Source organism: Streptomyces typhae, from assembly GCF_009755605.1.
GTDB lineage: Bacteria > Actinomycetota > Actinomycetes > Streptomycetales > Streptomycetaceae > Streptomyces > Streptomyces typhae.
The window spans coordinates 55,793-74,908 of sequence record NZ_WPNZ01000018.1; the positions used below are offsets into that span (position 1 = coordinate 55,793).

The 19,116-nt window shown below is 71.8% G+C and carries 18 protein-coding genes; 9 read left to right on the forward strand and 9 right to left on the reverse strand.

The genetic code is table 11. The features are described from left to right. Positions 1 to 22: 22 nt before the first annotated feature. Entirely contained in the window at positions 23 to 1,987 is a 1,965-nt protein-coding gene (gene htpG, locus GPA10_RS28585; RefSeq protein WP_157168018.1) for a molecular chaperone HtpG, read from the forward strand. Between the two features lie 31 nt (positions 1,988 to 2,018). On the opposite strand, the gene GPA10_RS28590 is transcribed toward htpG, so the two are convergent. Continuing rightward, positions 2,019 to 2,603, reverse strand: coding sequence for a 2'-5' RNA ligase family protein (locus tag GPA10_RS28590; RefSeq protein ID WP_157168019.1), 585 nt, complete (start codon positions 2,601 to 2,603; stop codon positions 2,019 to 2,021). Between the two features lie 328 nt (positions 2,604 to 2,931). On the opposite strand from GPA10_RS28590, the gene GPA10_RS28595 reads away from it, so the two are divergent. The 3 genes from GPA10_RS28595 to GPA10_RS28605 all read left to right on the forward strand — a co-directional run bounded on the left by GPA10_RS28595 (position 2,932) and on the right by GPA10_RS28605 (position 5,134). Continuing rightward, positions 2,932 to 3,114, forward strand: coding sequence for a hypothetical protein (locus GPA10_RS28595; RefSeq protein WP_198351738.1), 183 nt, complete (start codon positions 2,932 to 2,934; stop codon positions 3,112 to 3,114). A 173-nt stretch (positions 3,115 to 3,287) separates the two neighbouring features. Further along, positions 3,288 to 4,436 carry a baeRF2 domain-containing protein gene (locus tag GPA10_RS28600; protein WP_343041419.1) on the forward strand — a complete coding sequence of 383 codons (1,149 nt, stop codon included), beginning with the start codon at positions 3,288 to 3,290 and terminating at the stop codon, positions 4,434 to 4,436. Positions 4,437 to 4,537: 101 nt separating this feature from the next. After that, positions 4,538 to 5,134 (forward strand): GNAT family N-acetyltransferase, encoded by a 597-nt coding sequence (locus tag GPA10_RS28605; protein WP_157168020.1) that lies wholly within the window; start codon positions 4,538 to 4,540, stop codon positions 5,132 to 5,134. Between the two features lie 46 nt (positions 5,135 to 5,180). Here the strand turns inward: GPA10_RS28605 and GPA10_RS28610 are convergent, their stop codons facing one another. The 5 genes from GPA10_RS28610 to GPA10_RS28630 all read right to left on the reverse strand — a co-directional run bounded on the left by GPA10_RS28610 (position 5,181) and on the right by GPA10_RS28630 (position 10,740). Continuing rightward, positions 5,181 to 6,620 carry a condensation domain-containing protein gene (locus GPA10_RS28610; protein WP_157168021.1) on the reverse strand — a complete coding sequence of 480 codons (1,440 nt, stop codon included), beginning with the start codon at positions 6,618 to 6,620 and terminating at the stop codon, positions 5,181 to 5,183. A 529-nt stretch (positions 6,621 to 7,149) separates the two neighbouring features. After that, positions 7,150 to 7,680, reverse strand: coding sequence for a DoxX family protein (locus tag GPA10_RS28615; RefSeq protein ID WP_058845547.1), 531 nt, complete (start codon positions 7,678 to 7,680; stop codon positions 7,150 to 7,152). 375 nt (positions 7,681 to 8,055) lie between these two features. After that, the gene (locus tag GPA10_RS28620; RefSeq protein WP_058845546.1) at positions 8,056 to 8,637 is read right to left on the reverse strand and encodes a snapalysin family zinc-dependent metalloprotease; all 582 of its coding nucleotides are present in this window, start codon (positions 8,635 to 8,637) and stop codon (positions 8,056 to 8,058) included. Between the two features lie 87 nt (positions 8,638 to 8,724). Beyond that, positions 8,725 to 9,525 carry an SAM-dependent methyltransferase gene (locus tag GPA10_RS28625; RefSeq protein ID WP_058845545.1) on the reverse strand — a complete coding sequence of 267 codons (801 nt, stop codon included), beginning with the start codon at positions 9,523 to 9,525 and terminating at the stop codon, positions 8,725 to 8,727. A gap of 297 nt (positions 9,526 to 9,822) precedes the next feature. Beyond that, on the reverse strand, positions 9,823 to 10,740 hold the full coding sequence (locus GPA10_RS28630) for a glycoside hydrolase family 19 protein (RefSeq protein WP_425505827.1): 918 nt from the start codon (positions 10,738 to 10,740) through the stop codon (positions 9,823 to 9,825). 367 nt (positions 10,741 to 11,107) lie between these two features. Here GPA10_RS28630 and GPA10_RS28635 point away from each other — a divergent pair, with 367 nt between their 5' ends. The 3 genes from GPA10_RS28635 to GPA10_RS28645 all read left to right on the forward strand — a co-directional run bounded on the left by GPA10_RS28635 (position 11,108) and on the right by GPA10_RS28645 (position 13,553). Then, positions 11,108 to 11,599 carry a hypothetical protein gene (locus GPA10_RS28635; RefSeq protein ID WP_157168022.1) on the forward strand — a complete coding sequence of 164 codons (492 nt, stop codon included), beginning with the start codon at positions 11,108 to 11,110 and terminating at the stop codon, positions 11,597 to 11,599. Between the two features lie 122 nt (positions 11,600 to 11,721). Beyond that, positions 11,722 to 12,417, forward strand: a complete 696-nt coding sequence (locus GPA10_RS28640) for a ribonuclease H family protein (protein ID WP_425505825.1) — start codon at positions 11,722 to 11,724, stop codon at positions 12,415 to 12,417. Between the two features lie 170 nt (positions 12,418 to 12,587). Continuing rightward, positions 12,588 to 13,553, forward strand: a complete 966-nt coding sequence (locus GPA10_RS28645) for a GDSL-type esterase/lipase family protein (protein WP_343041420.1) — start codon at positions 12,588 to 12,590, stop codon at positions 13,551 to 13,553. Positions 13,554 to 13,572: 19 nt separating this feature from the next. Here GPA10_RS28645 and GPA10_RS28650 read toward each other — a convergent pair whose 3' ends face one another. Continuing rightward, entirely contained in the window at positions 13,573 to 14,562 is a 990-nt protein-coding gene (locus GPA10_RS28650; RefSeq protein ID WP_157168024.1) for a GlxA family transcriptional regulator, read from the reverse strand. Between the two features lie 120 nt (positions 14,563 to 14,682). Between GPA10_RS28650 and GPA10_RS28655 the strand changes: the two genes are divergently transcribed. Both GPA10_RS28655 and GPA10_RS28660 read left to right on the forward strand, forming a co-directional pair. Beyond that, on the forward strand, positions 14,683 to 15,498 hold the full coding sequence (locus tag GPA10_RS28655; RefSeq protein WP_157168025.1) for a dienelactone hydrolase family protein: 816 nt from the start codon (positions 14,683 to 14,685) through the stop codon (positions 15,496 to 15,498). 91 nt (positions 15,499 to 15,589) lie between these two features. Next, positions 15,590 to 16,660, forward strand: a complete 1,071-nt coding sequence (locus GPA10_RS28660) for a S1 family peptidase (RefSeq protein WP_157168026.1) — start codon at positions 15,590 to 15,592, stop codon at positions 16,658 to 16,660. Between the two features lie 68 nt (positions 16,661 to 16,728). Here the strand turns inward: GPA10_RS28660 and GPA10_RS28665 are convergent, their stop codons facing one another. Together GPA10_RS28665 and GPA10_RS28670 are read right to left on the reverse strand one after the other, a co-directional pair. Next, positions 16,729 to 18,462 carry an acyl-CoA dehydrogenase family protein gene (locus GPA10_RS28665; protein WP_157168027.1) on the reverse strand — a complete coding sequence of 578 codons (1,734 nt, stop codon included), beginning with the start codon at positions 18,460 to 18,462 and terminating at the stop codon, positions 16,729 to 16,731. Positions 18,463 to 18,523: 61 nt separating this feature from the next. Then, positions 18,524 to 19,081, reverse strand: coding sequence for a PadR family transcriptional regulator (locus tag GPA10_RS28670; RefSeq protein WP_058850945.1), 558 nt, complete (start codon positions 19,079 to 19,081; stop codon positions 18,524 to 18,526). Positions 19,082 to 19,116 lie beyond the last annotated feature (35 nt).

Sequence of the window (19,116 nt, forward strand, 5' to 3'; positions counted from 1 at the left end):
ATCTGAGAAGGATTCACGGACTATGTCGACTGAGACGACCGAGACGTTCGAGTTTCAGGTGGAAGCCCGCCAGCTTCTGCACTTGATGATCCACTCGATCTACTCGAACAAGGACGTCTTCCTCCGCGAGCTCATCTCCAATGCCTCCGACGCACTGGACAAGATCAGGCTCGCCGCCCTCCGCGACAGCTCGCTCGACGCGGACATCTCCGACCTGCACATCGACATCGAGGCCGACAAGTCGGCCCGTACGCTGACCGTGCGCGACAACGGCATCGGCATGTCGCGCGACGAGGTGGTCGCCCTCATCGGGACGATCGCCAACTCCGGTACCGCGCAGTTCCTGAAGGAACTCAAGGAGGCCGAGGACGCGTCCGCCGCCGAGGGGCTCATCGGCCAGTTCGGCGTCGGCTTCTACGCCAGTTTCATGGTCGCCGACGAGGTCACGCTGGTGACCCGGCGTGCGGGCGAGAGCCAGGGCACCCGCTGGGCCTCCACCGGCGAGGGCACGTACACCGTCGACACGGTCGACGACGCGCCGCAGGGCACCGCGGTCACCCTGCACCTCAAGCCGGAGGACACCGAGGACCGGCTCTACGACTACGCCGAGCCCTGGAAGATCAGGGAGATCGTCAAGCGGTACTCGGACTTCATCACCTGGCCCGTGCGCATGGCCCCCGAGCCCCGTACCGACGCGGGTGCCGACGGCAGCGGCGGTGAGGGCACCGAGGGCGCCGAGAACACCGACGCCGCTCCCCCGGCCCCCGAAACCCTCAACTCGATGAAGGCCCTGTGGGCGCGCTCGCGCGACGAGGTCACCGACGAGGAATACCACGAGCTGTACAAGCACATCAGCCACGACTGGCAGGACCCGCTGGAGACCATCAGGCTCCAGGCCGAGGGCACCTTCGAGTACCAGGCGCTGCTGTTCCTGCCCTCCCACGCACCGCACGACCTGTTCAACCAGGGCTACAAGCGCGGCGTGCAGCTGTATGTGAAGCGGGTCTTCATCATGGAGGACTGCGACGCGCTGATGCCGTCGTACCTCCGTTTCGTCAAGGGTGTCGTGGACGCCCAGGACCTCTCCCTCAACGTGTCCCGCGAGATGCTCCAGCAGGACCGGCAGATCCAGCTGATGAACCGGCGCCTGGCCAAGAAGGTGCTCGCCACCGTCAAGGACCTGCGCACCAAGGCCCCGGAGCGGTACGCCACCTTCTGGCGGGAGTTCGGCGCCGTCGTCAAGGAAGGGCTCATCGGCGACTACGAGAACCGCGACGCCCTCCTGGAGGTGTCGTCCTTCGCCACCACGCACGACGAGGAGGCGCCCACCACGCTGCGCCAGTACGTGGAGCGCATGCCTGAGGGGCAGGAGCACATCTTCTACCTCACCGGCGAGTCACGTCAGGCCCTGGAGAACTCCCCGCACATGGAGACGTTCCGGGCCAAGGGCATCGAGGTGCTGCTGCTCACCGACCCCGTCGACGAGGTGTGGGTGGACTCCGTGCCCGCGTACGACGGCAAGCAGCTGCGCTCCGTCGCCAAGGGCGAGGTCGACCTCGGTACGGAGGAGGAGAAGCAGGAGGCGGAGAAGGAGCGCAAGCAGCACCAGGAGCAGTTCGCGGGCCTGTTGACCTGGATGAGCGAGCACCTGAAGGAGAACGTCAAGGAGGTGCGCCTGTCCTCGCGCCTCACGGTGTCCCCCGCCTGCCTGGTCTCGGACACCCATGATGTGACACCGGCCCTGGAGAGCATGTACCGCGCCATGGGCCAGTCCCTGCCGCACACCAAGCGCATCCTCGAACTCAACCCGTCCCACGCCCTGGTCGGCGGGCTCAACCAGGCACACGGCGAGCGTCCTGGGGACGATGTCCTCACGGAGACCGCCGAACTCCTCTACGACATGGCTCTGCTGGCCGAGGGCGGCGCTCCGAACGACCCGGCGCGCTTCGTCAAGCTGATGGCCGACCGCATCGAACGTACGTTGTGACCGAGTGACCCGGTGGGGCCGGGCCGCGTAGTCACTCCGCTCGGCGCAGGCGGTACGCGGACCGGTCCTGCCACCGCGTACCGTCCCAGCCGATGAGGTGGACGGCGTCCACGGGGCAGGTCAGCGGCAGCATCGGGGCGAGCTCGGCCTCCAACGCGTCGTACGCGGCGTCCTGGGTGGCGGGTCCCTCACTGTTCGCGACCGTCACATGGGGGGCGAGTCCGGCGCCGAAGATCCCCCGGTAGGGCAGCGCGTCGGGCCAGCGCAGCGCGAGGTCCTTCTGCAGGGCCTCGACCGGGTCGTGCGGCCACGGGTCCAGGTACAGCACGCCGGGATAGCGGCCGAACGCGGCGAGCGTGAGGGTGAAGGCGTCGTGGCCGCCGAACAGGGCCGTGAGCTCCCGCCGGACCGCGTCGTCGATCCGGCTCTCGTGCAGGAAGGGGTAGAGCACGGTCACATGGGCGGGGAACCCGGCCCGGACCAGGGGGTCGGCCGCAGGGAGCTTGATGGTGAGCGCCGTGTCCCCGGAGGTGTCCGGCCATCCGCCCTCGTCCGGAGCCGGGGCCGCCTCGACTGCCGCGCGCAGGCTTCGTATCAGGGGTGTGTCGTCGGACATGCGGCGACTCTACGTAACCCCTTCCCCAGTGTTCGCGCGGGCTAGGGCGTGGAATCTCTGGACAGGCGCCGCAAGCACCTGGCCAGAACAGGCGAAAAACTACGCGGAAGCCGCCGCACTTCCTCGCACGAAGACGACCGAAGACGAACGAAAGCGGACTGCGGCGGAACCGACTGATCCGTGCACGCATCAGTACGGTGAAGGAGAACTTGTGCGAAGGACGAGTGCTGCCGTGGTCCTGGCGTTCACCGCCTCATTGGCGGCCCCTGCCGCGACGGCGTCGACGGCCGCGGCCTCACGGTGCGACACCGAGCCCATCCACAGAGCGATGAAGGCGCTGGAAGGCGTCGGCGCATCGGGCATCAGCGTGACGGTGAAGAGCCCGCGCTGCGGCGTCCGGAACGGCGGTGTGGGTCTCGCCGACATCAAGACGGGCCGCAAGGCCGCCGGCAACACCGCGTCAGCCGCGTTCCACACCAGGTCGCAGGGCGTGCCCTCGATTTCCCGCTGAGGGCGTGCCCCGGTTCTCGCTGAGGGCGTGCCCCGGATACCCGGGGCGGCCGGATGCACTCACCCGCCACCACCTGGTCGTCCTCGCACACTCACCTGCCAGAACACGTGTTTCTCACGTCTCACCGGGCACCCGTGCCCCGTGCCCGCAGATCGGGAATTTGAGGAGGAATCGTGCAGCTGACATTTCTGGAACCCCTTGTCCACCGTCCCGGCCCCTGGGCCACCGTCTATGTCGAGCCGTCGCAGAACGACGAGGCCGGCGCCAAACGGCGCGAACTGGCCGTGGCGGAAGCCTGCCGCGCGCTGGAGGAGCAGGGCGCCGACGCGGCGACCGTGGCGGCGGTGCGCGACGCCCTGAGCGGGATCAGGCCCGCCGAGGACCCCGCGGGCCGGGTGGTCTTCGCCTCCCAGGGGGAAGTGGTGCTCAGCCACCGCCTGTCCCGGCCTCCGCAGCGGCAGATCGTCTCCTGGGCCCCGCTGCCGCGTCTGGCTCCGCTGGTGGAGCTGTGCGGCCAGGACCCGGCCTGTCTGGTGGCCTACATCGACCGGACCGGTGCCGACTTCGAGCTCCGCGGGGCGGCGGGGCCGCAGGACGCCGGGCAGGTCGAGGGCAGGCAGTGGCCCGTGCACCGGACGGCGTCGGCCGACTGGTCGGAGCGGCGCTTCCAGCTCAAGGTCGAGAACACGTGGGAGCACAACGCGGGCGAGATCGCCGACGCGTTGAGTTCGGCGTACGAGGAGTCGGGGGCGGACCTGGTCGTCCTGGTCGGTGACCCGCGCGAGCGGCCCGCCGTCCATCAGAAGCTCCCCGACCCCGTGCGGAAGGTGACGGTGGAGACCGAGCACGGCGGGCGCGCCGCCGGGTCGGCGTCCCCCGCCCTGGAGGAGGCCATCGCGGAGGCCTGCCGGCGGTTCACACGTGACCACGTCGACGAGGCCCTCGACCGGTTCCGTGCCGTACGCGTGGGCACCGGAAAGCCGGCCGAGGCGGTGGAGGGCGTCCCCGCCCTGGTGGAGGCCGCGCGGGAGCACCGCATCGAAACGCTCCTCATCCGGCCGGACGGTGCGGAACTCGGCCGTGAGACGTGGGTGAGCGACGAGCCCGACCAGGTGGCCGCGCGCCGGACGGACGCCCAGGCCCTGGGCGCGGCCGAACCCCTCTCCGTACGGGCCGACGACGCCCTGCTGCGGGCGGCCGCCGCCACGGCGGCCGACGTGCTGTTCGTGCCGCCGACGGACGAGCAGGACTCGTCGGACGACGTGCCGGTGGGCGGCCTCGGCGCGCTGCTGCGCTGGACCAACGAACCCGTCGCCGCGTGAGGGTGCACGCCGCCGGGGGCCCATGCCCCCGGCATTGACCTCCGGCGGGGCGGATAGTGTGGCCGTGCGTGACACGTGAGACTTCGTGGAGGGATGCGCGCATGGCGTACGAGAACACGGTCGCCCCCGGGGGCCCCGGGGTGGAGGCTCCGCTGCCCGCGCCCTGGCGGCACCTCCGGCTCCGGCGCCCCGGCCCCGCCGACCACCTGCCGGTGCTCGCGGTCGTCGACTCCTGGTGGGGCGGCCTCGGCGGCGCGGAGGGGGCCAGGCAGCGGGCGCTCCTGCTGCCGCGCCTGATGTTCCAGCACTTCGGCGCCAGCAGCTTCCTCGTGACGTCCGACGCGCCGCCTGCCGACGGCCACACGGGGCGGGCCGAGCGGATCGTCGCCTTCCTGATCGGGTTCCTGTCCCCGTCGAAGCCGGACGAGAGCTACATCCACTTCGTCGGCATCGACCCCGCCGAGCGCGGCCGGGGGCTCGGCGCGGCGCTGTACGAGCGCTTCTTCGCCTACAGCAGGGCGCACGGACGCTCGGTGGTGCGGGCGATCACCTCCCCGCAGAACACCGGCTCGTACGCGTTTCACACCCGGATGGGGTTCGTCACCGAGCCGGGTCCGAAGGAGTTCGACGGCAAGCCGGTCCAGCCCGACTACGACGGGCCGGGCCTGGACCGGCTGAGCTTCCGCAAGGACCTCTGAGCCGACGGCGCCCCGTGGGCGGGGCGCCACGGGCCTCGGCGGAGCCTCAGACGGACGACGGCGCCGGCATCCTCGGGGCGGACGACTGCGCCGGCAGCTTCAGGGTGCCGGACCGCGCCACCGACAAGATGGTCTCCCGCAGCTGTTCGACGTACAGCCGCATGTTCTTGTACGCGACGTCGGTGTCCGGGTAGCGGCTCCCGAGTTGCAGGCCCGAGTGCAGCCTGTTGACCCATACGCACACCTGGTCGCCGTACGACACCCTGATCAAGCCGTACGCCTTCAGATCGGCCCAGCGCTCGGATCCCACGATGCCGCGGGCGTCGACGTAGGAGACGATCGAGTACAGGTCCGGCGAGGTCGGGTGGAAGTCCGAGCCGAGCAGACGCAGGACGCGGGCGATGGGCATGCGCGCCAGTGGCCTGTTGGCCCGCAGCGCGGCGCGCACCATCTCCATGACGCTCGGGAAGTCGGGCGACTGCGCCGTGGGGATCTCGATGGGCGCGCCGCCGACGTACCAGCCCACGGAGTCCTGCCACTGCGACTTCGCCCGGGTGTGGAAGGGCACGACCGTGCGGTAGACGGGCTGCCCGCCGATCTCGTGGACGATGAGGCTCGTGGCGGCGAGGATGCCGGTCATGCTGCCGCCGTAGGGGCGGCAGTAGGCCTCGAACGCGGCGGCGGCGTCGGCGTCCACGAGCTTCTCCTGCATGAGCTTCTGCGGAGGAAGCTTTCCGCCGGGCTCCAGGCCGAGGTCCACGGGGAACGGCGGCAGCCTGCCGTCGCACCGCTGGATGAACTCCCGCCAGCGGGAGATGGTGGCGTGCGTGTCGTCGATCTGGTCGGCGCTCTCCCGCTCGATCTCGCAGAAGTCGATGTAGCTGCTGACCGGGGCCCGCTCGACGCCACGGCCCTCCATGCCCGCCGCGTACAGCTCGTGGATCTCGGCGGGGATGCGCTGGATCGAGTACGAGTCGACGTTGCTGTGGTCGAAGGCCATGTACACGCTGGTGCAGTCGTCCCGCACGACCGCGGCGTAGATGAAGTTCGGCCAGGTCAGCGCGTCCGCCGCGACGTCGAAGCGGTCCTGGAGGTACTGGACGAGCGCGGCCGCGTCGGTGAAGTCGCCGATCACCTCGCGCTGAAGGGACACCGCCTCGGCCCCGAGCGTGAACCGGCGGATGTCCTCGTCGGCCCAGCGGAAGCCGCTGCGGAGCGTCTCGTGGCGCAGCGTCCAGCCGCGCAGGGCCTGTTGCAGCACGTCGAGGTCGACGGCGCCGGGGACGTCGAACGCGGTTCCCAGCCACGTGGGCACGAACTGGCCGTCCTCGCGCACCGATCGAGCGGTCCTGATGTGCGACTCCTGCAGATACGCGGGTGGTCGGGAGTCGTCGGGCAGGTCGGCCGCGGCCGCCACGGTCGCCGGGTGGAGTGTCCACTCGACGAGCAGGCCGGGCCGCACCTCGCAACGCTGGATGTCGGTCATGTGCACAGCGACGTCTCCGTTCGTCTTCCGGGGGTTCCCCTGATCAGCTGAACGAGCCGAACAGGGGCGAGCAACGCCACATGTGAACGGCAGGCACCTACTGGTGAGTTACTGCTCCCCCGCAGCCGCGTAAGATGCATGACGCAGACATGTCAAGATGGATTGCGGCCATCGCTTCGCATCGGGCTGCGCACACCGTAGCGACTGCGGTCCGGACCTGCCACGAAACCGCCGCTTTCTCGCCAGCCCCGCTGCTCCCGCCGCCCCCGAACGCGGCATTCGCACACCGGAACGCTCCCGCGGCGTTCCGTCCCGGCCATTCGGGCCGCCCCTCCGGGCCGGGCGGGCGGCACCGACGCGCGCCGCCCCGGGTGCTTCCATTGGCGTAGGCCGCGGCGCAGGGGACGGCGTAGAACACCTCAGCGAGGTTGCCCTCGTCCGGGCGAATCGGCGGACATGGAGAAGCGCCCCGGCATCGCTCGACGCCGTGACGGCGGAGCGACGCGGGGCGCGTCGTCGTGCGGGGCGGTCAGGCGGTGGGGAGGTGGTCGCGCACCGAAGCGGCCGTCGTGCGGACCGCGGTGGCGGACTCGTGGGCCCGGTGGCGGGTGGCGCGGCTCGCGTCGCGGGCGGCGTGGCGGGTGCGGTAGGCCAGGGACGGCTTGCCGTGGGTGTCGGCCGCCGCGATGAGCAGGCCGCCGAAGAGGGAGAGGTTCTTCATGAAGTGGATGCGCTGCGCGGCCCGCTTCTCCTCGTCCTTCTCCTGCCACCACGCGTGCCCGGCCAGCGTCGTCGGCACCAGCGACCCCGCGAGGGCCAGCGCCGACAGGCGCGGGAAGCGGCCGATGGACAGCAGCAGCCCGGCTCCCACCTGCACCACCGCGTTGATCCGCACCAGCTCCGCGGGATCCTCGGGCAGCCCGGGCACCCGTTTGGCCAGCGGCACCGCGACGGACTCGGCGACGGGCGCGACGTGCTCCGGTGCCCGCAGATGATTGACGCCGCTGGTGACGAACACGGATGCCAGCATCGGCCGGGCGAATTTCCTGAGAATCGGCATACGGCCCGTGTTCCCCCTGCTCCGCGCCGAAACACGGCACCGTAGGCCACCCGGACGCCTCGACGGGAGCGGGCCACCCCACCGGCTCAGCACCGCTCGCGGGACGGCTCGCGATCACGTCACGGAATTCCGTATGTGAACTGAATCACAGCGTGGGTCCGTCGCGGTTTTCCGGCTCACGGCGTCTCGATGGGCGGCCGCGGGGCCGGAGGACCGAGGAGAGCAGCCCGAGAGATGTCGGGATGGCGACGGGTGCGCGTCGCGGCGGGAGCGGACGGGCGCGCGGGTGCCTGACCGCACGTCGCGCGGACGGGCGCGCGGGTGCCTGACCGCACGTCGCGGTCAGGCACCGTCGCTCAGTGGTAGCTCGGCCGGTCAGCGCGCGTCGACCAGCATGCGGCCGGCGGCGGGCGTGCGCGATACGACGCCGTTCGCGTAGGCGCGCTCGACGCGGGCCTGCTCGGCCGCGTTCGGCACCGCGTTCTTGCAGCTGGTGCCGGCGCTCGAACCCGACATCAGCTGGGAGCACGGACCCGGCTTGGTGTCGGGCAGGCCCAGGTTGTGACCGATCTCGTGGGCGGCGATGCGGGTCTTGTCGTGCCCCTGGGTGACCGCCTGGCTGCCGAGTTCGACACGGCCCTGGCCGCCCGGACGGACCGGGCCGAGGGTGGCCTGCGGCCAGCCGCTGGTCGCCACGATCTGGATCTCGGCGCGGGTGCCGGGTGCGGCCTCGACGAGTTTGACGTTGTCGACGTTGTTGTTCCACGACGCGACACCGGCCGCGATCGCGGACTCCCAGCCGGCCGCCCGGCTGTCGTCGTAGCGGAGTGTCACGACCGCGGAGGCCTTCTTCTCCACGGCCTGCTGCGGCGATGACACGGCGTTCGCCGCGGGTGCCGCGGTCAGGGCGACCGCTACGGCGGTGCTGGCTATTCCCAGCCGTATGTAGTGCACCATTGCTGTCCCTTCACTTGTGGGGGGTCTCGGCTCCGAACGGGGCCGAGAGTGCGGGGAGGGATCGATCCTTCGGGGCGGGCTGCGGTGTCAGGGCTTGCGCGCCACCGCCCCGTACATGGCGATGTCCCGGTCGGCCACCCGGCGCTGGGCCGCGCCGGGCCGCCATCTGTGGACCTGGGTGACGCCGGGCTCGACGATCTCCAGTCCGTCGAAGAAGGAAGTCGTGGACGGCAGGTCGCGCAGCGCCATCGGCATGTTCTGCCGCGCGTACTCCTGCGCGACCCGTCCGACTTCCTCGGGGGCGAAGTCCGCGGTGCCGATCGTCATCGCGAGATGGCTGCCCGCGGGCAGGGGGTCGAGGAGGCGCCGGACGAGACGCCGGTCGTCGGGCGGCAGGATGAAGTGCAGGACACCGATGATCATCAGGCCCACCGGCTCGCCCACGTCGAGGAGCGCCTCGAACTCGGGGCTGTTCAGGATGGCTTCGGGGTCGTGCATGTCGGCGTCCACATAGGCGGTCGCGCCCTGGGGTGTGCCCTGCAGGAGGGCGCGGGCGTGGGTGAGGACGATGGGGTCGTTGTCCACGTACACCACGCGTGACTCCGGTGCCACCTCCTGCACCACCTCGTGCAGATTGGGGGCGGTGGGCAGGCCGGTGCCGATGTCGAGGAACTGCCGGATGCCCTTCTCCCGGGCGAGGAAGCGCCCTGCGCGGTGCATGAACCGCCGGTTCTCCAGCATGTGCACGGGGAGCGAGGGCCAGTGCCTGCACATGGCGTCGCCCGCCTCGACGTCGACCGGGTAGTGGTCCTTGCCGCCCAGGATGTAGTCGTACACCCTCGCGGAGTGCGCCTTCGACGTGTCGACCCGGTCCAGGGGGCTGGTCACGGCGTCGCTCCATTCCTCGCCACCGACGGTTCACCGACCATGTGTCCGTCATGCGGACGTGCCGGGCGGTGCGGTCGTGCCAGACGGTACAGCGATGGACCAGTGCTCGAACAGCTGCCCCACGGCCATGAGTTGTCAGGGATGCGTCGGTTGCCGCGGGTGCGCGGACGTGAACGCGGGTGCGGATGCGGGTGCGGTGGACCGGGCGTCGGGGCGGGGGACGACGGTCGGCCGGGCCCGGGGGTCTTCCCCGGGCCCGGCCGCCCCCGTCATCTCCTGGTCAGCTCATGCGGGACGTCAGCAGCTCAGCCTGTCGCCCGGAGTGGTGCCGAGGACCTTCACGAACTGCTGGAAGCGGTCGATGCGGCTCTGCACCTGCGCCGGGTTGCCGCCGTTGCACTCCAGGGTGCCGTTGATGCTGCGGATCGACTCGCCGAAACCGTGGCCGTCGACGATCGCCTGGTGGCCCGTCACCGTGCCCGGGCCCTTCTGGGTGTTCCAGTACCAGAGGCCGGTCTGCCAGGCCACGGACGGATCGCGCTCCACCAGCCAGGGGTTGTTCAGGAGGTCGATGCCGAGCGCCTCGCCGGCGGCCTTGTAGTTGAAGTTCCAGCTGAGCTGGATCGGACCGCGGCCGTAGTACGCGGCGTTACCGGCAGGACAGCCGTACGGCTGGTTCTTGTCGCAGTAGTGCGGGTAGTTGGCCTGGTTCTGCTCCACGACGTGGACGAGTCCGCCCGTCTCGTGGCTGACGTTGGCCAGGAAAGCTGCGGCCTCGCGCTTGCGCACCTCGTCGGTGCCGGTCTTGGTGAAGCCCGGGTAGGCCTTCAGCGCGTCGACCAGGCCCTCATAGGTGTAGAAGGGCTGCCTGTTCGGGAACATCTGCTCGAACTGGGCCTTGCTCACCACGAAGCCCGAGGGGTCGGGGTTGCCTCCCCCGGTGCCGCACTCGCCCTTGTCGGCCCAGACGCCCCACTGGCCGGTGGAGCCGGGAGTCTCACCCTTGGTCCACCACTTGGCCTGCCAGTTGTGGTTGCCGTGGGACACGGTGGCGTCCTTGGTGTAGACGGAGCCGGAGTTCCAGGCCGTCGCGCAGGCCGGTGCCGCGGCCTTGTCAGTGCCGGCGGTCGCGGCACCGGCGGGCGCCGCGGGGACGGCGGCGAAGAGCAGCGCCGCGACCCCGGCGAGGGCGGCTGAGGAGAACAAGGGCCGCAGGCGTGCGACGCCTCGGCGAATTCGCTGTGCTGCGGGGCGCGTCGTCCCCTCTGCGGGACGCGTCGTCTCCGCGGCGGATGACGCGGACGCGCGGTGGACGTCGTGGCGTGGGGAGTACATCGGACGGGCGTGCTTGCGCTCGTTCAATCTCTTCACTCCTCGGTGCGGCGGCGAGCCACGTGGGGCGAGTTGGATTGCGCGCAGTCAACCCTCTTGGTCTATACCAGTCAAGGGTATAGACCAGTTTGCTGATTCCGGGTTCAACTGCGGTGCCGTGCACGCACACTGGGAGGTCGCCCCGAGCCGGGCCGCAGCGGGCGCGACCCCGGCCACCGGCTGTCGCACTCGGCCGCGTACTGTCGGGGCAATGTCCCGCACAGCCAGTTCGTCCAAGCGCATGGCCGACCTCTCCGAGCGCCACGTGGTGAAGCTGGCGTGGCTCGTCGTGCTCGCCGGAATCGCCTCCGCCTACGCGGGCGACCCGTTGTGGCGCTGGGCGGCCGGGCTCGGACCGGGGGCGGGCTACGCGTTCGGGGCCCTCTGCGGCAGCGGCGTCCTCTGCGGCTGGGCGCTGGCCGCGTCCGCGCTGAGGCATCGGCAGCCGGTGCGCCTGGTCGTCTCGTCCGCCCTCGGCTGCGTCTCCTTCCTCGCCCTCGCCTGTCTGGTTCCCGGGCGCAACGGCCGGCTCTTCGGCTCCATCGGCATCCCGCGCGGCCACCGCATGTGGGTCGAGGAGAACCCCGCCGTGTGGGCGGCCATCGGCGGCGGCCTGCTCGTCGGCGCGCTCGCCCTCTGGCGCGCCGCGCCCCGCCGCGCCACGGGTCGACGGCGCGGCGGTTCCGCGAGCGCGGAGGGTTAGCGGCGGCACTGGGGACACCGGGGCGCCCCCTCGGGCTCCCCGCATGCCGCCGGGACGACCGCCCCGGGCTCTCCCCATGCCGCCGGAGCGACCGCCTCCGGCAGCCTGGCATGATCGAGGACATGACGAAGCAGTTGATCGCCGCATGTGACGGAGCCTCCAAGGGCAACCCGGGCCCGGCGGCCTGGGCCTGGGTCCTTGCCGACACCGACGGCGTTCCCGTGCGCTGGGAAGCCGGCCCTCTCGGAGTGGCCACGAACAACGTGGCCGAGCTCACCGCGCTCCACGAACTCCTCGACGCCGTCGAGCCGGGTGTGCCGGTCCAGGTGCGCATGGACTCGCAGTACGCGATGAAGGCGGTCACCGAGTGGCTGCCCGGGTGGAAGCGGAAGGGGTGGAAGACGGCCTCCGGCAAGCCCGTGGCCAACCGGGAGCTCGTCGAGGCGATCGACGAACGGCTCCAGGGCCGCACCGTCGAATTCGTCTACGTCCCTGCCCACCAGGTCGACGGCGACCCCCTGAACGCGATCGCCGACCACGCCGCGAGCCAGGCGGCACAGTCCCAGGAGCCGGACGGCACGGCCCACGGCGCGAGCGGCGTGCCCGACGTCCCCGCCCAGACGGCGACACGCTCCGGCGCCGCGCGGCAGAGCCGCCCCGCCGCACGCTCCGGCTCGGGCCGCGCCCGGTCCGGCTCCCGGACGATCTCCGCGAAGTTCAGAGGCACGTGCGGCGGCTGCGGGCGCACCTATGCCGCCGGTGACAAGATCGCGAAGAACGCCCAGGGCTGGGGCCATCCGGAGTGCGCGAGCGCGTAAGTGGACGGCGGCGCCGGTGCTGTGTCTGTGGCCTCAGCAGCCAAACGTCCCGGCGGCCGGGAGCCCCCGCCGCCGGGAGCCGGAAGCCCCGGCGCCCCGACGCCCCCGCGGCCGAGCGCCCCGCACTCCCATGACCGCCCCCGCCCGCTAAGCTGGCCTTGATCGTTTCTGTGAGAAAGGCCGCAGCGCACCCCGTGACCGAGTCCCGCCCCCACGCCTTGTTCTCCTTCGGCACGCTCCTGGACGCCCCGGTCCAGCACGCGCTCTTCGGCGGAGCCGTACCCAGCGCCACGGCATCCCTCACCGGATACACGACCAGGCCCTTGCCGATCACCGACCCCTCCGTGATCGCCACCAGCGGCCTCGACGTCCATCTCACCCTGGAGCGCAGGATCGGCGCCGAAGTGGCGGGCTCCGTGCTGCGCCTGACCGACCGGGATCTCGCGGCGGCCGACGCCTACGAGGTCGACGACTACGTCCGGCGCCGCGTGCTCCTGTCGTCCGGGGAGAGCGCCTGGGCCTACCTGGACGCCAGGCCGCTGCGCTCGGCGGCGCGCATCGTGGTCGCGGGCGACAGCATCGCCTACGGGCGGTGCGATCCGCAGGGCGGCTGGGCGGGGCATCTGGCCGCCGCCCACATCGCCGCCGACGAGCCCGGACACCGGGTCTTCAACCTGGCCGTCCCCGGGAGCACCTTGCGCGACGTCGCCGAGCAGCTGCCCCCGCTCCTCGGCCCGCGGCTGCCGGACACCGTCCTGGTCGCCGCCGGAATCAACGACTCCGCGCTGCCCGTCACCGCCGGGGCCACCACCCCCGCGACGGGTGCCGCAGATGTCACGGACAGCCTCGACCGTCTCGCCGCCGCGGCCCGGCACCACAACGCACGGCTCGTCGTCGTGGGCCCGGCGTGGATCGACGAAACCCGAACCGGCGACTACGAAGGCCTGCGCTTCACCCGGGACCGGGCCCTCGCGCTGCGCGAGCGCGTGCGGACGTGGTGCGCCGACCGCTTCGTCGACCACGTCGACCTGTGGGAGCCGCTGCGCGACCGCCCCGACCTGCTCGTCGACGGACTGCACCCCTCCCCCGAAGGACACAAGGCCCTGTCGGTGCACATCGACGCCCTCATCGGCTGAGCCCGGCGTCCCGGCGCGGTCAGGCGTCCCGGTCCCGGGCGGGCCGGAAGGCCGCACGGTACTCGCGCGGCCGCCGGCCCGTGTGTCTGGCGAAGATGCCGCTGAACGTCCCGGCGTCGCGGTACCCGACGTCCGCGGCGATGCTCGCGACGGTCCGGTCGGTCGTCTCGAGGAGCAGCCTGGCCCGCCGCACCCGCGCGCCCTGCAGATAGGCGAGCGGCGTCTCACCCGTCTCGTCCCCGAAGCGCCGCAGCAGGGTTCTCGTGCTCACCCGGAACGTCCGGGCGAGGCCGGGCAGGTCGTAGCGCGCCTGGAGGTGCTGGTCGAGCCACCGCTGCACGCCGTGGGAGAACCCCCTGCCCACCGTGGGCAGCAGCCGCATGTCGACGTAGGGCGCCTGGGTGGAGCGCGCGTCGTCCACGAGCGCGACGCGCGCGGTGCTGCGGGCGACGCCGGGGCCGTCGTGCTCGCGGATGAGGCGCAGGGCGAAGTCGTACATCGCGCTGAACGCCGCCGTGGTCGTCACGCCGCCGTCGGTCACGACCAGGCTCTCGCTGCGCACCCGCACGTCGGCGTACCGGCGGGCGAGCCGGTCCGCGAACAGCCAGGACGTCGTGGCCCTGCGCCCGGCGAGCAGCCCGGCCTCCGCCACGAGGAACGCGCCGACACAGATCGACACGACGGCGGCCCCCGCGGCGGCCTGCGCGCGGATCACGGCGCGCTCCGGCGCCAGCGCGGCGAGCTCCACGTCCAGGTCGCACGCCGGGGAGAGTGCGAAGCCCGGCACGATCAGCACATCGGCGGGACGGACCGCGCGGACGTCGACGCGCGAGCCGCCGGACGCGACCACCCGTCGGCGGGGCGAGACGACCGACACCTCGTACGAGGACTGCGGCAAGCCCCGCGCCGCGGTCACGTGCGTGGCCATGGTGAGCAGGTCGGGCACGCCGAACACCTCCGACGCGAAGCACCCGGGATAGGCAAGGACACTGACGCGCAGCGGACTCATACGGCTCCCCGCCCGGAGAAGGGTGGCGACAAGGGTGACGGCAGGAGTGGCGATATTACCGCCTTGCATGGCGATGCCGCCCCTCAACGAGGGCACCGCCGGGCCGACATCCTCTCGCCCATGACCACCACGAGAGATCTGCGGGACGACCCCTTGGACGACTTCGTCCGCAGGGTCGTCGACATCGACGGCGTCGCCAAGACCGTGTACGTCACCGGGACGGGCCCCGCCGTCGTCCTCATGCCCGAGATGCCGGGGATCAGCCCCGACGTCGCCCGGTTCGGGCGGTGGCTGCGCGACGCGGGGCTCACCGTCTATCTGCCGTCCCTGTTCGGCGTCGACGGCGCGTATCCGAGCGCCGACGCGGGCGAGCGGGTCCTCCGGCGCGCCTGTGTCAGCGCCGAGTTCCGCGCGTTCGCCGGGGGCGGCACGAGCCCCGTCGCTTCCTGGCTGCGCGGCCTCGCCCGCCTGGCGCACACCGAGTGCGGCGGCCCCGGCGTCGGCGCGGTCGGGCTCTGCTTCACCGGCAACTTCGCCCTGACCATGACGCTGGAGCCCGCCGTCGTCGCCCCCGTGGTCAACCATCCGTCCCTGCCCCTCGACGACCCCGCCGGTCTGGAGATCGGCGCCGAGGACGCCGCGGCCGTGGCCGCGCGTGTCGCGCGCGACGGGCTGAAGGTGCTCGCCTACCGCTTCGACGACGACACCTGGTGCACGGGACAGCGGTTCGCGGCCTACCGGGCGCTGCTCGGCGACGCGTTCGACGGCCGCGTCCTGTCGGCCGGGACGGCGCGCACCGACCCGCCGCCCTTCTTCCGCGACGTCGTCGGCTGCGCCCACAGCGTCGTCACGGCGCATCTCGTCGAACAGGACGGCCATCCCACCGCGCGGGCCCGCGACGAGATCGTCGCCTTCCTGACCGAGACCCTTGCGTGATTGTCGCGGGCATGCCACTTTCCTTGCTCGGTACGTCCCCCGCGTACCGCGGTACGTCCCACATCACGTCACCGTCGAAGGAGCCCCCCACATGAGACGCACCTTCTGTGCGCGTCCGGCCCTTTCCGCCCTCCTCGTCACCGGAACTCTCGTTCTCGGTGCGCTCGGCGCCGTCCCCGCCGCCGCGCAGGGCGAGCCCGCTCCCGCCCCCACGGCCGCCGACTCCCCCAACGCCCTCAACGCGCGGGTCGAGCGGCAGTTGGGCGACGACAGCGCCGGTACCTACCTCGACCGCAGGTCCGGCGAGCTGGTCGTCACCGTCACCAGCGCGTCCGCCGCCGAGCGCGTCCGCGCCGCCGGTGCGACGCCCCGGCGGGTTACCCGCGGCGCCGCCCAGCTCGCCGCAGCCATGGACACCCTCGAGTCCCGCGCGAAGATCACCGGCACGTCCTGGGGCGTCGACCCGCGCACCAACCAGATAGCCGTGCAGGCCGACCGGTCGGTGTCGGCCCGCGACCTCGCCCGGCTGCGCCGCGTCGCCGACTCGCTCGACGGCGCGGTACGCGTCAGCCGCGTGCCCGGCGTCTTCGAGCGTGAGGTGGCGGGCGGTGACGCCATCTACGGCGGTGGGTCGCGCTGCTCGGCCGCCTTCAACGTCGCCAAGGGCTCCACCAAGTACTTCGTGACGGCCGGGCACTGCACCAACCTCGGCGCCAACTGGTCCGCCACGTCCGGTGGTGCGGCCGTCGGCGTGCGCGAGGGGACCAGCTTCCCCACCAACGACTACGGCCTCGTCCGCTACACCAACGGTTCGTCGCCCGCGGGCAACGTCAACCTGTACAACGGCGGCCACCAGGAGATCTCCTCCGCCGCCGACGCCGTCGTGGGCCAGGCGATCAAGAAGAGCGGCTCCACCACCAAGGTGACGAGCGGCTCCGTGACCGCCGTCAACGTCACCGTCAACTACGGTGACGGACCCGTGTACGGCATGGTCCGCACCACCGCCTGCTCCGCGGGCGGCGACAGCGGCGGCGCCCACTTCGCGGGCACGGTCGCGCTCGGCATCCACTCCGGCAGCTCCGGCTGCACGGGCACCAACGGCTCCGCGATCCACCAGCCGGTGCGCGAGGCCCTGTCCGCGTACGGCGTGAGCGTGTACTGACCCCGCAGGCCGGCCGGTCGGCGCACCGCCGGGGTGCGGCGACCGGCCGGCCTGCGCGAGGACGCGCGTCAGGGAGCCATCTCGTACGACCCGGCCAGCGCCTCCACGCGCTCCCAGACGCGGGCCGAGCGGGCCTCGTCGACGACCGGGCGCCGGACCGCGCCGAGGGCCCAGCTCTGCTGGTCCGCGGTGGCGGAGTCCTTGCCGTGCAGCTCGACGGCGTGTGCGGAGAAGTCCCGTACGAGGACGGCGAACAGCTCGTCGAGCACGTCCTCGTCGAGGTCCGTCAGGCGGGCCTGCTCCAGGATCAGCTGGCCGTGCACGACCAGGGCGAAGAGCTGCCCGACGGCCAGGAGCAGGTCCAGGTCGCGGCTCTGCTTCTCGTCCGGGGCGGCCGTGGTGACGAACGCGCACAGGGCGTCGGCCTGCTCGCGCAGACGCGCGACGTTGGCGACCCCGGCGTACGCGTCGAAGGCGGCACGCCAGTCGTGGAAGCGGACGGAGCCGAGCCCGCGGGCGGGTCCCTGCCGGAAGAGGAAGGCGTCGTCGGCCGCGTCGAGGCGGGTGGGCACGGGCGCGTACCCGGCCGGGTTCAGGAGGTGGTTGCCCATGAACTTGAGGATCAAAGCGAGGTTGACGTGGACCGTGCCCTCCAGCTTGGGCAGGCCGCGGATCTCGGTGGCGGCCTGGGCGAAGTAGGTGTCCTTCTCGAAGCCCTTGGCCGCGATGACGTCCCACAGCAGGTCGATGACCTTCTCGCCCTCCGTGGTCACCTTCATCTTCGTCATCGGGTTGAAGAGGAGGTAGCGGCGGTCGTCGGGGCCCGCCGAGCGGAAGTAGTCCACGGCGCGGTCGCTGAACAGCTTCATCCCGACGAGCCGCACATAGGCGTCGGTCAGCTCCCGGCGCACGTGCGGGAACGCGGTGACGGGGCGGCCGTAGAGGACGCGGTGGTGGGCGTGGGTGACGGCCTCGTACATCGCGTGCTCGCAGATGCCGATCGAGGCGGTGCAGAGGTTGAACTTGCCGACGTTGACGGTGTTGAGGGCGGCGTCGAAGGCGGCGCGGCCGGTGTGCAGGACGTCGTCGGCGCGCACGGGACAGTTCTCCAGGCGGAACTCACTGACGTACTTCGACGAGTCGACGACGTTCTTGACCAGGCGGTACGCCTCGTGGCCGCTGTCGGCGGCGAAGAAGACATAGCCGTCGGTGCCCTCGACGTCGGTGCGGCGGCCGAAGACGGAGACGAGCCCGGCGGCGTTGCCGTTGCCGATGTAGTACTTGGAGCCGGTGGCCCGGAAGCCGCCGGCGCCGTCGCTGTCCGGCTCCAGGAGCATGTCGGTGGAGTAGATGTCGGCGCCGTGGGTCTTCTCGGAGAGACCGAAGGCGAACACCTCGCCCTGGGCGAGGAGCTCGGCGGCGCGGGCGCGGGCGGCGGCGTTGTCGCTCTGCCAGACCGGGCCGAGTCCGAGGATCGTGACCTGCCAGGCGTACCAGTAGTCGAGTCCGTAGAAGCCGAGGATCTCGTTGAGGGCGGCGATGCGGGCGGTGTCCCAGCGCTTGTCCGCGCCCCCTTCGGCGCCGGCCTCGGCCGCCGGGGTGAGGAAGGTCGCGAACAGGCCCTGCTCGGCGGAGAACGCGAGGAAGTCCGCGAGCCAGGCCCGCGAGCGGTAGTCCTCGATCAGCTTGCGCTTGCCGCGCGCCTCGAACCAGTCCACGGTCGCGCGCAGCAGCCTGCGGGTCTCGGGGTCGAAGTGCGCCGGGTCGTAGGTGGTGGGGTGGAACAGCAGCGGGTCGGCCATGGCGGGTCGCCTTTCCGGCTCGGAGGGGGGCGGGGGTGAGGGAGGCGGGGGGTGTGGGGCGTCAGCGTTCGGGGCCGAGCCGCCGGAGCGTGGCGATCACGTCGTCGAGCCAGGCGAGCGTCATGCGTTCGTACGCGATGCCGCCGCGCAGCACGACGTGCTGGAGCTCCTGTCCGGCGTCGAGCGGCGCGGGTGCCTCGGGTCCGGTGAAGTCGCGCAGCTCACCGGCCAGGTAGTGCGCGAGCCGGTCGGCGTGGGCCCGGCGGTGCCGCTGCACCTCCTGGACGAGTGCGGCCGGATCGTCGAAGGCCGCGCCGCGGATCTTCACGGCGAGCTCGTGCCGGACGCTCTCGGGCTCGATGGGCTCGTGCAGCCAAGCGGACAGCGCGGCCCGGCCGAGAGGTCCGACGGAGTACTCCTTCTTGTCCGGCCGGTCCTGCTGCGCCACGGCGCGGGAACCGATCAGGCCGTCGCTCTCCATGCGCTTGAGAACGCGGTAGATCTGCTGGTGGGTGGCGGCCCAGAAGTAGCCGATGGACCGGTCGAACCGCCGGGCCAGCTCATAGCCGGAACCCGGCTGCTCAAGGAGGGAGACGAGGATCGCGTGCTCGAGCGCCATGCCCGAATCCTTCTATGCAACGAGTTGCATAGACA

Bases quoted from the DNA above. Each gene is read 5' to 3' on its own strand.
- htpG (WP_157168018.1), top strand. From the start codon at position 23: ATGTCGACTGAGACGACCGAGACGTTCGAGTTTCAGGTGGAAGCCCGC.
- GPA10_RS28590 (WP_157168019.1), bottom strand. From the start codon at position 2,603: ATGTCCGACGACACACCCCTGATACGAAGCCTGCGCGCGGCAGTCGAG.
- GPA10_RS28595 (WP_198351738.1), top strand. From the start codon at position 2,932: ATGAAGGCGCTGGAAGGCGTCGGCGCATCGGGCATCAGCGTGACGGTG.
- GPA10_RS28605 (WP_157168020.1), top strand. From the start codon at position 4,538: ATGGCGTACGAGAACACGGTCGCCCCCGGGGGCCCCGGGGTGGAGGCT.
- GPA10_RS28610 (WP_157168021.1), bottom strand. From the start codon at position 6,620: ATGACCGACATCCAGCGTTGCGAGGTGCGGCCCGGCCTGCTCGTCGAG.
- GPA10_RS28615 (WP_058845547.1), bottom strand. From the start codon at position 7,680: ATGCCGATTCTCAGGAAATTCGCCCGGCCGATGCTGGCATCCGTGTTC.
- GPA10_RS28620 (WP_058845546.1), bottom strand. From the start codon at position 8,637: ATGGTGCACTACATACGGCTGGGAATAGCCAGCACCGCCGTAGCGGTC.
- GPA10_RS28635 (WP_157168022.1), top strand. From the start codon at position 11,108: ATGTCCCGCACAGCCAGTTCGTCCAAGCGCATGGCCGACCTCTCCGAG.
- GPA10_RS28640 (WP_425505825.1), top strand. From the start codon at position 11,722: ATGACGAAGCAGTTGATCGCCGCATGTGACGGAGCCTCCAAGGGCAAC.
- GPA10_RS28650 (WP_157168024.1), bottom strand. From the start codon at position 14,562: ATGAGTCCGCTGCGCGTCAGTGTCCTTGCCTATCCCGGGTGCTTCGCG.
- GPA10_RS28655 (WP_157168025.1), top strand. From the start codon at position 14,683: ATGACCACCACGAGAGATCTGCGGGACGACCCCTTGGACGACTTCGTC.
- GPA10_RS28660 (WP_157168026.1), top strand. From the start codon at position 15,590: ATGAGACGCACCTTCTGTGCGCGTCCGGCCCTTTCCGCCCTCCTCGTC.
- GPA10_RS28665 (WP_157168027.1), bottom strand. From the start codon at position 18,462: ATGGCCGACCCGCTGCTGTTCCACCCCACCACCTACGACCCGGCGCAC.
- GPA10_RS28670 (WP_058850945.1), bottom strand. From the start codon at position 19,081: ATGGCGCTCGAGCACGCGATCCTCGTCTCCCTCCTTGAGCAGCCGGGT.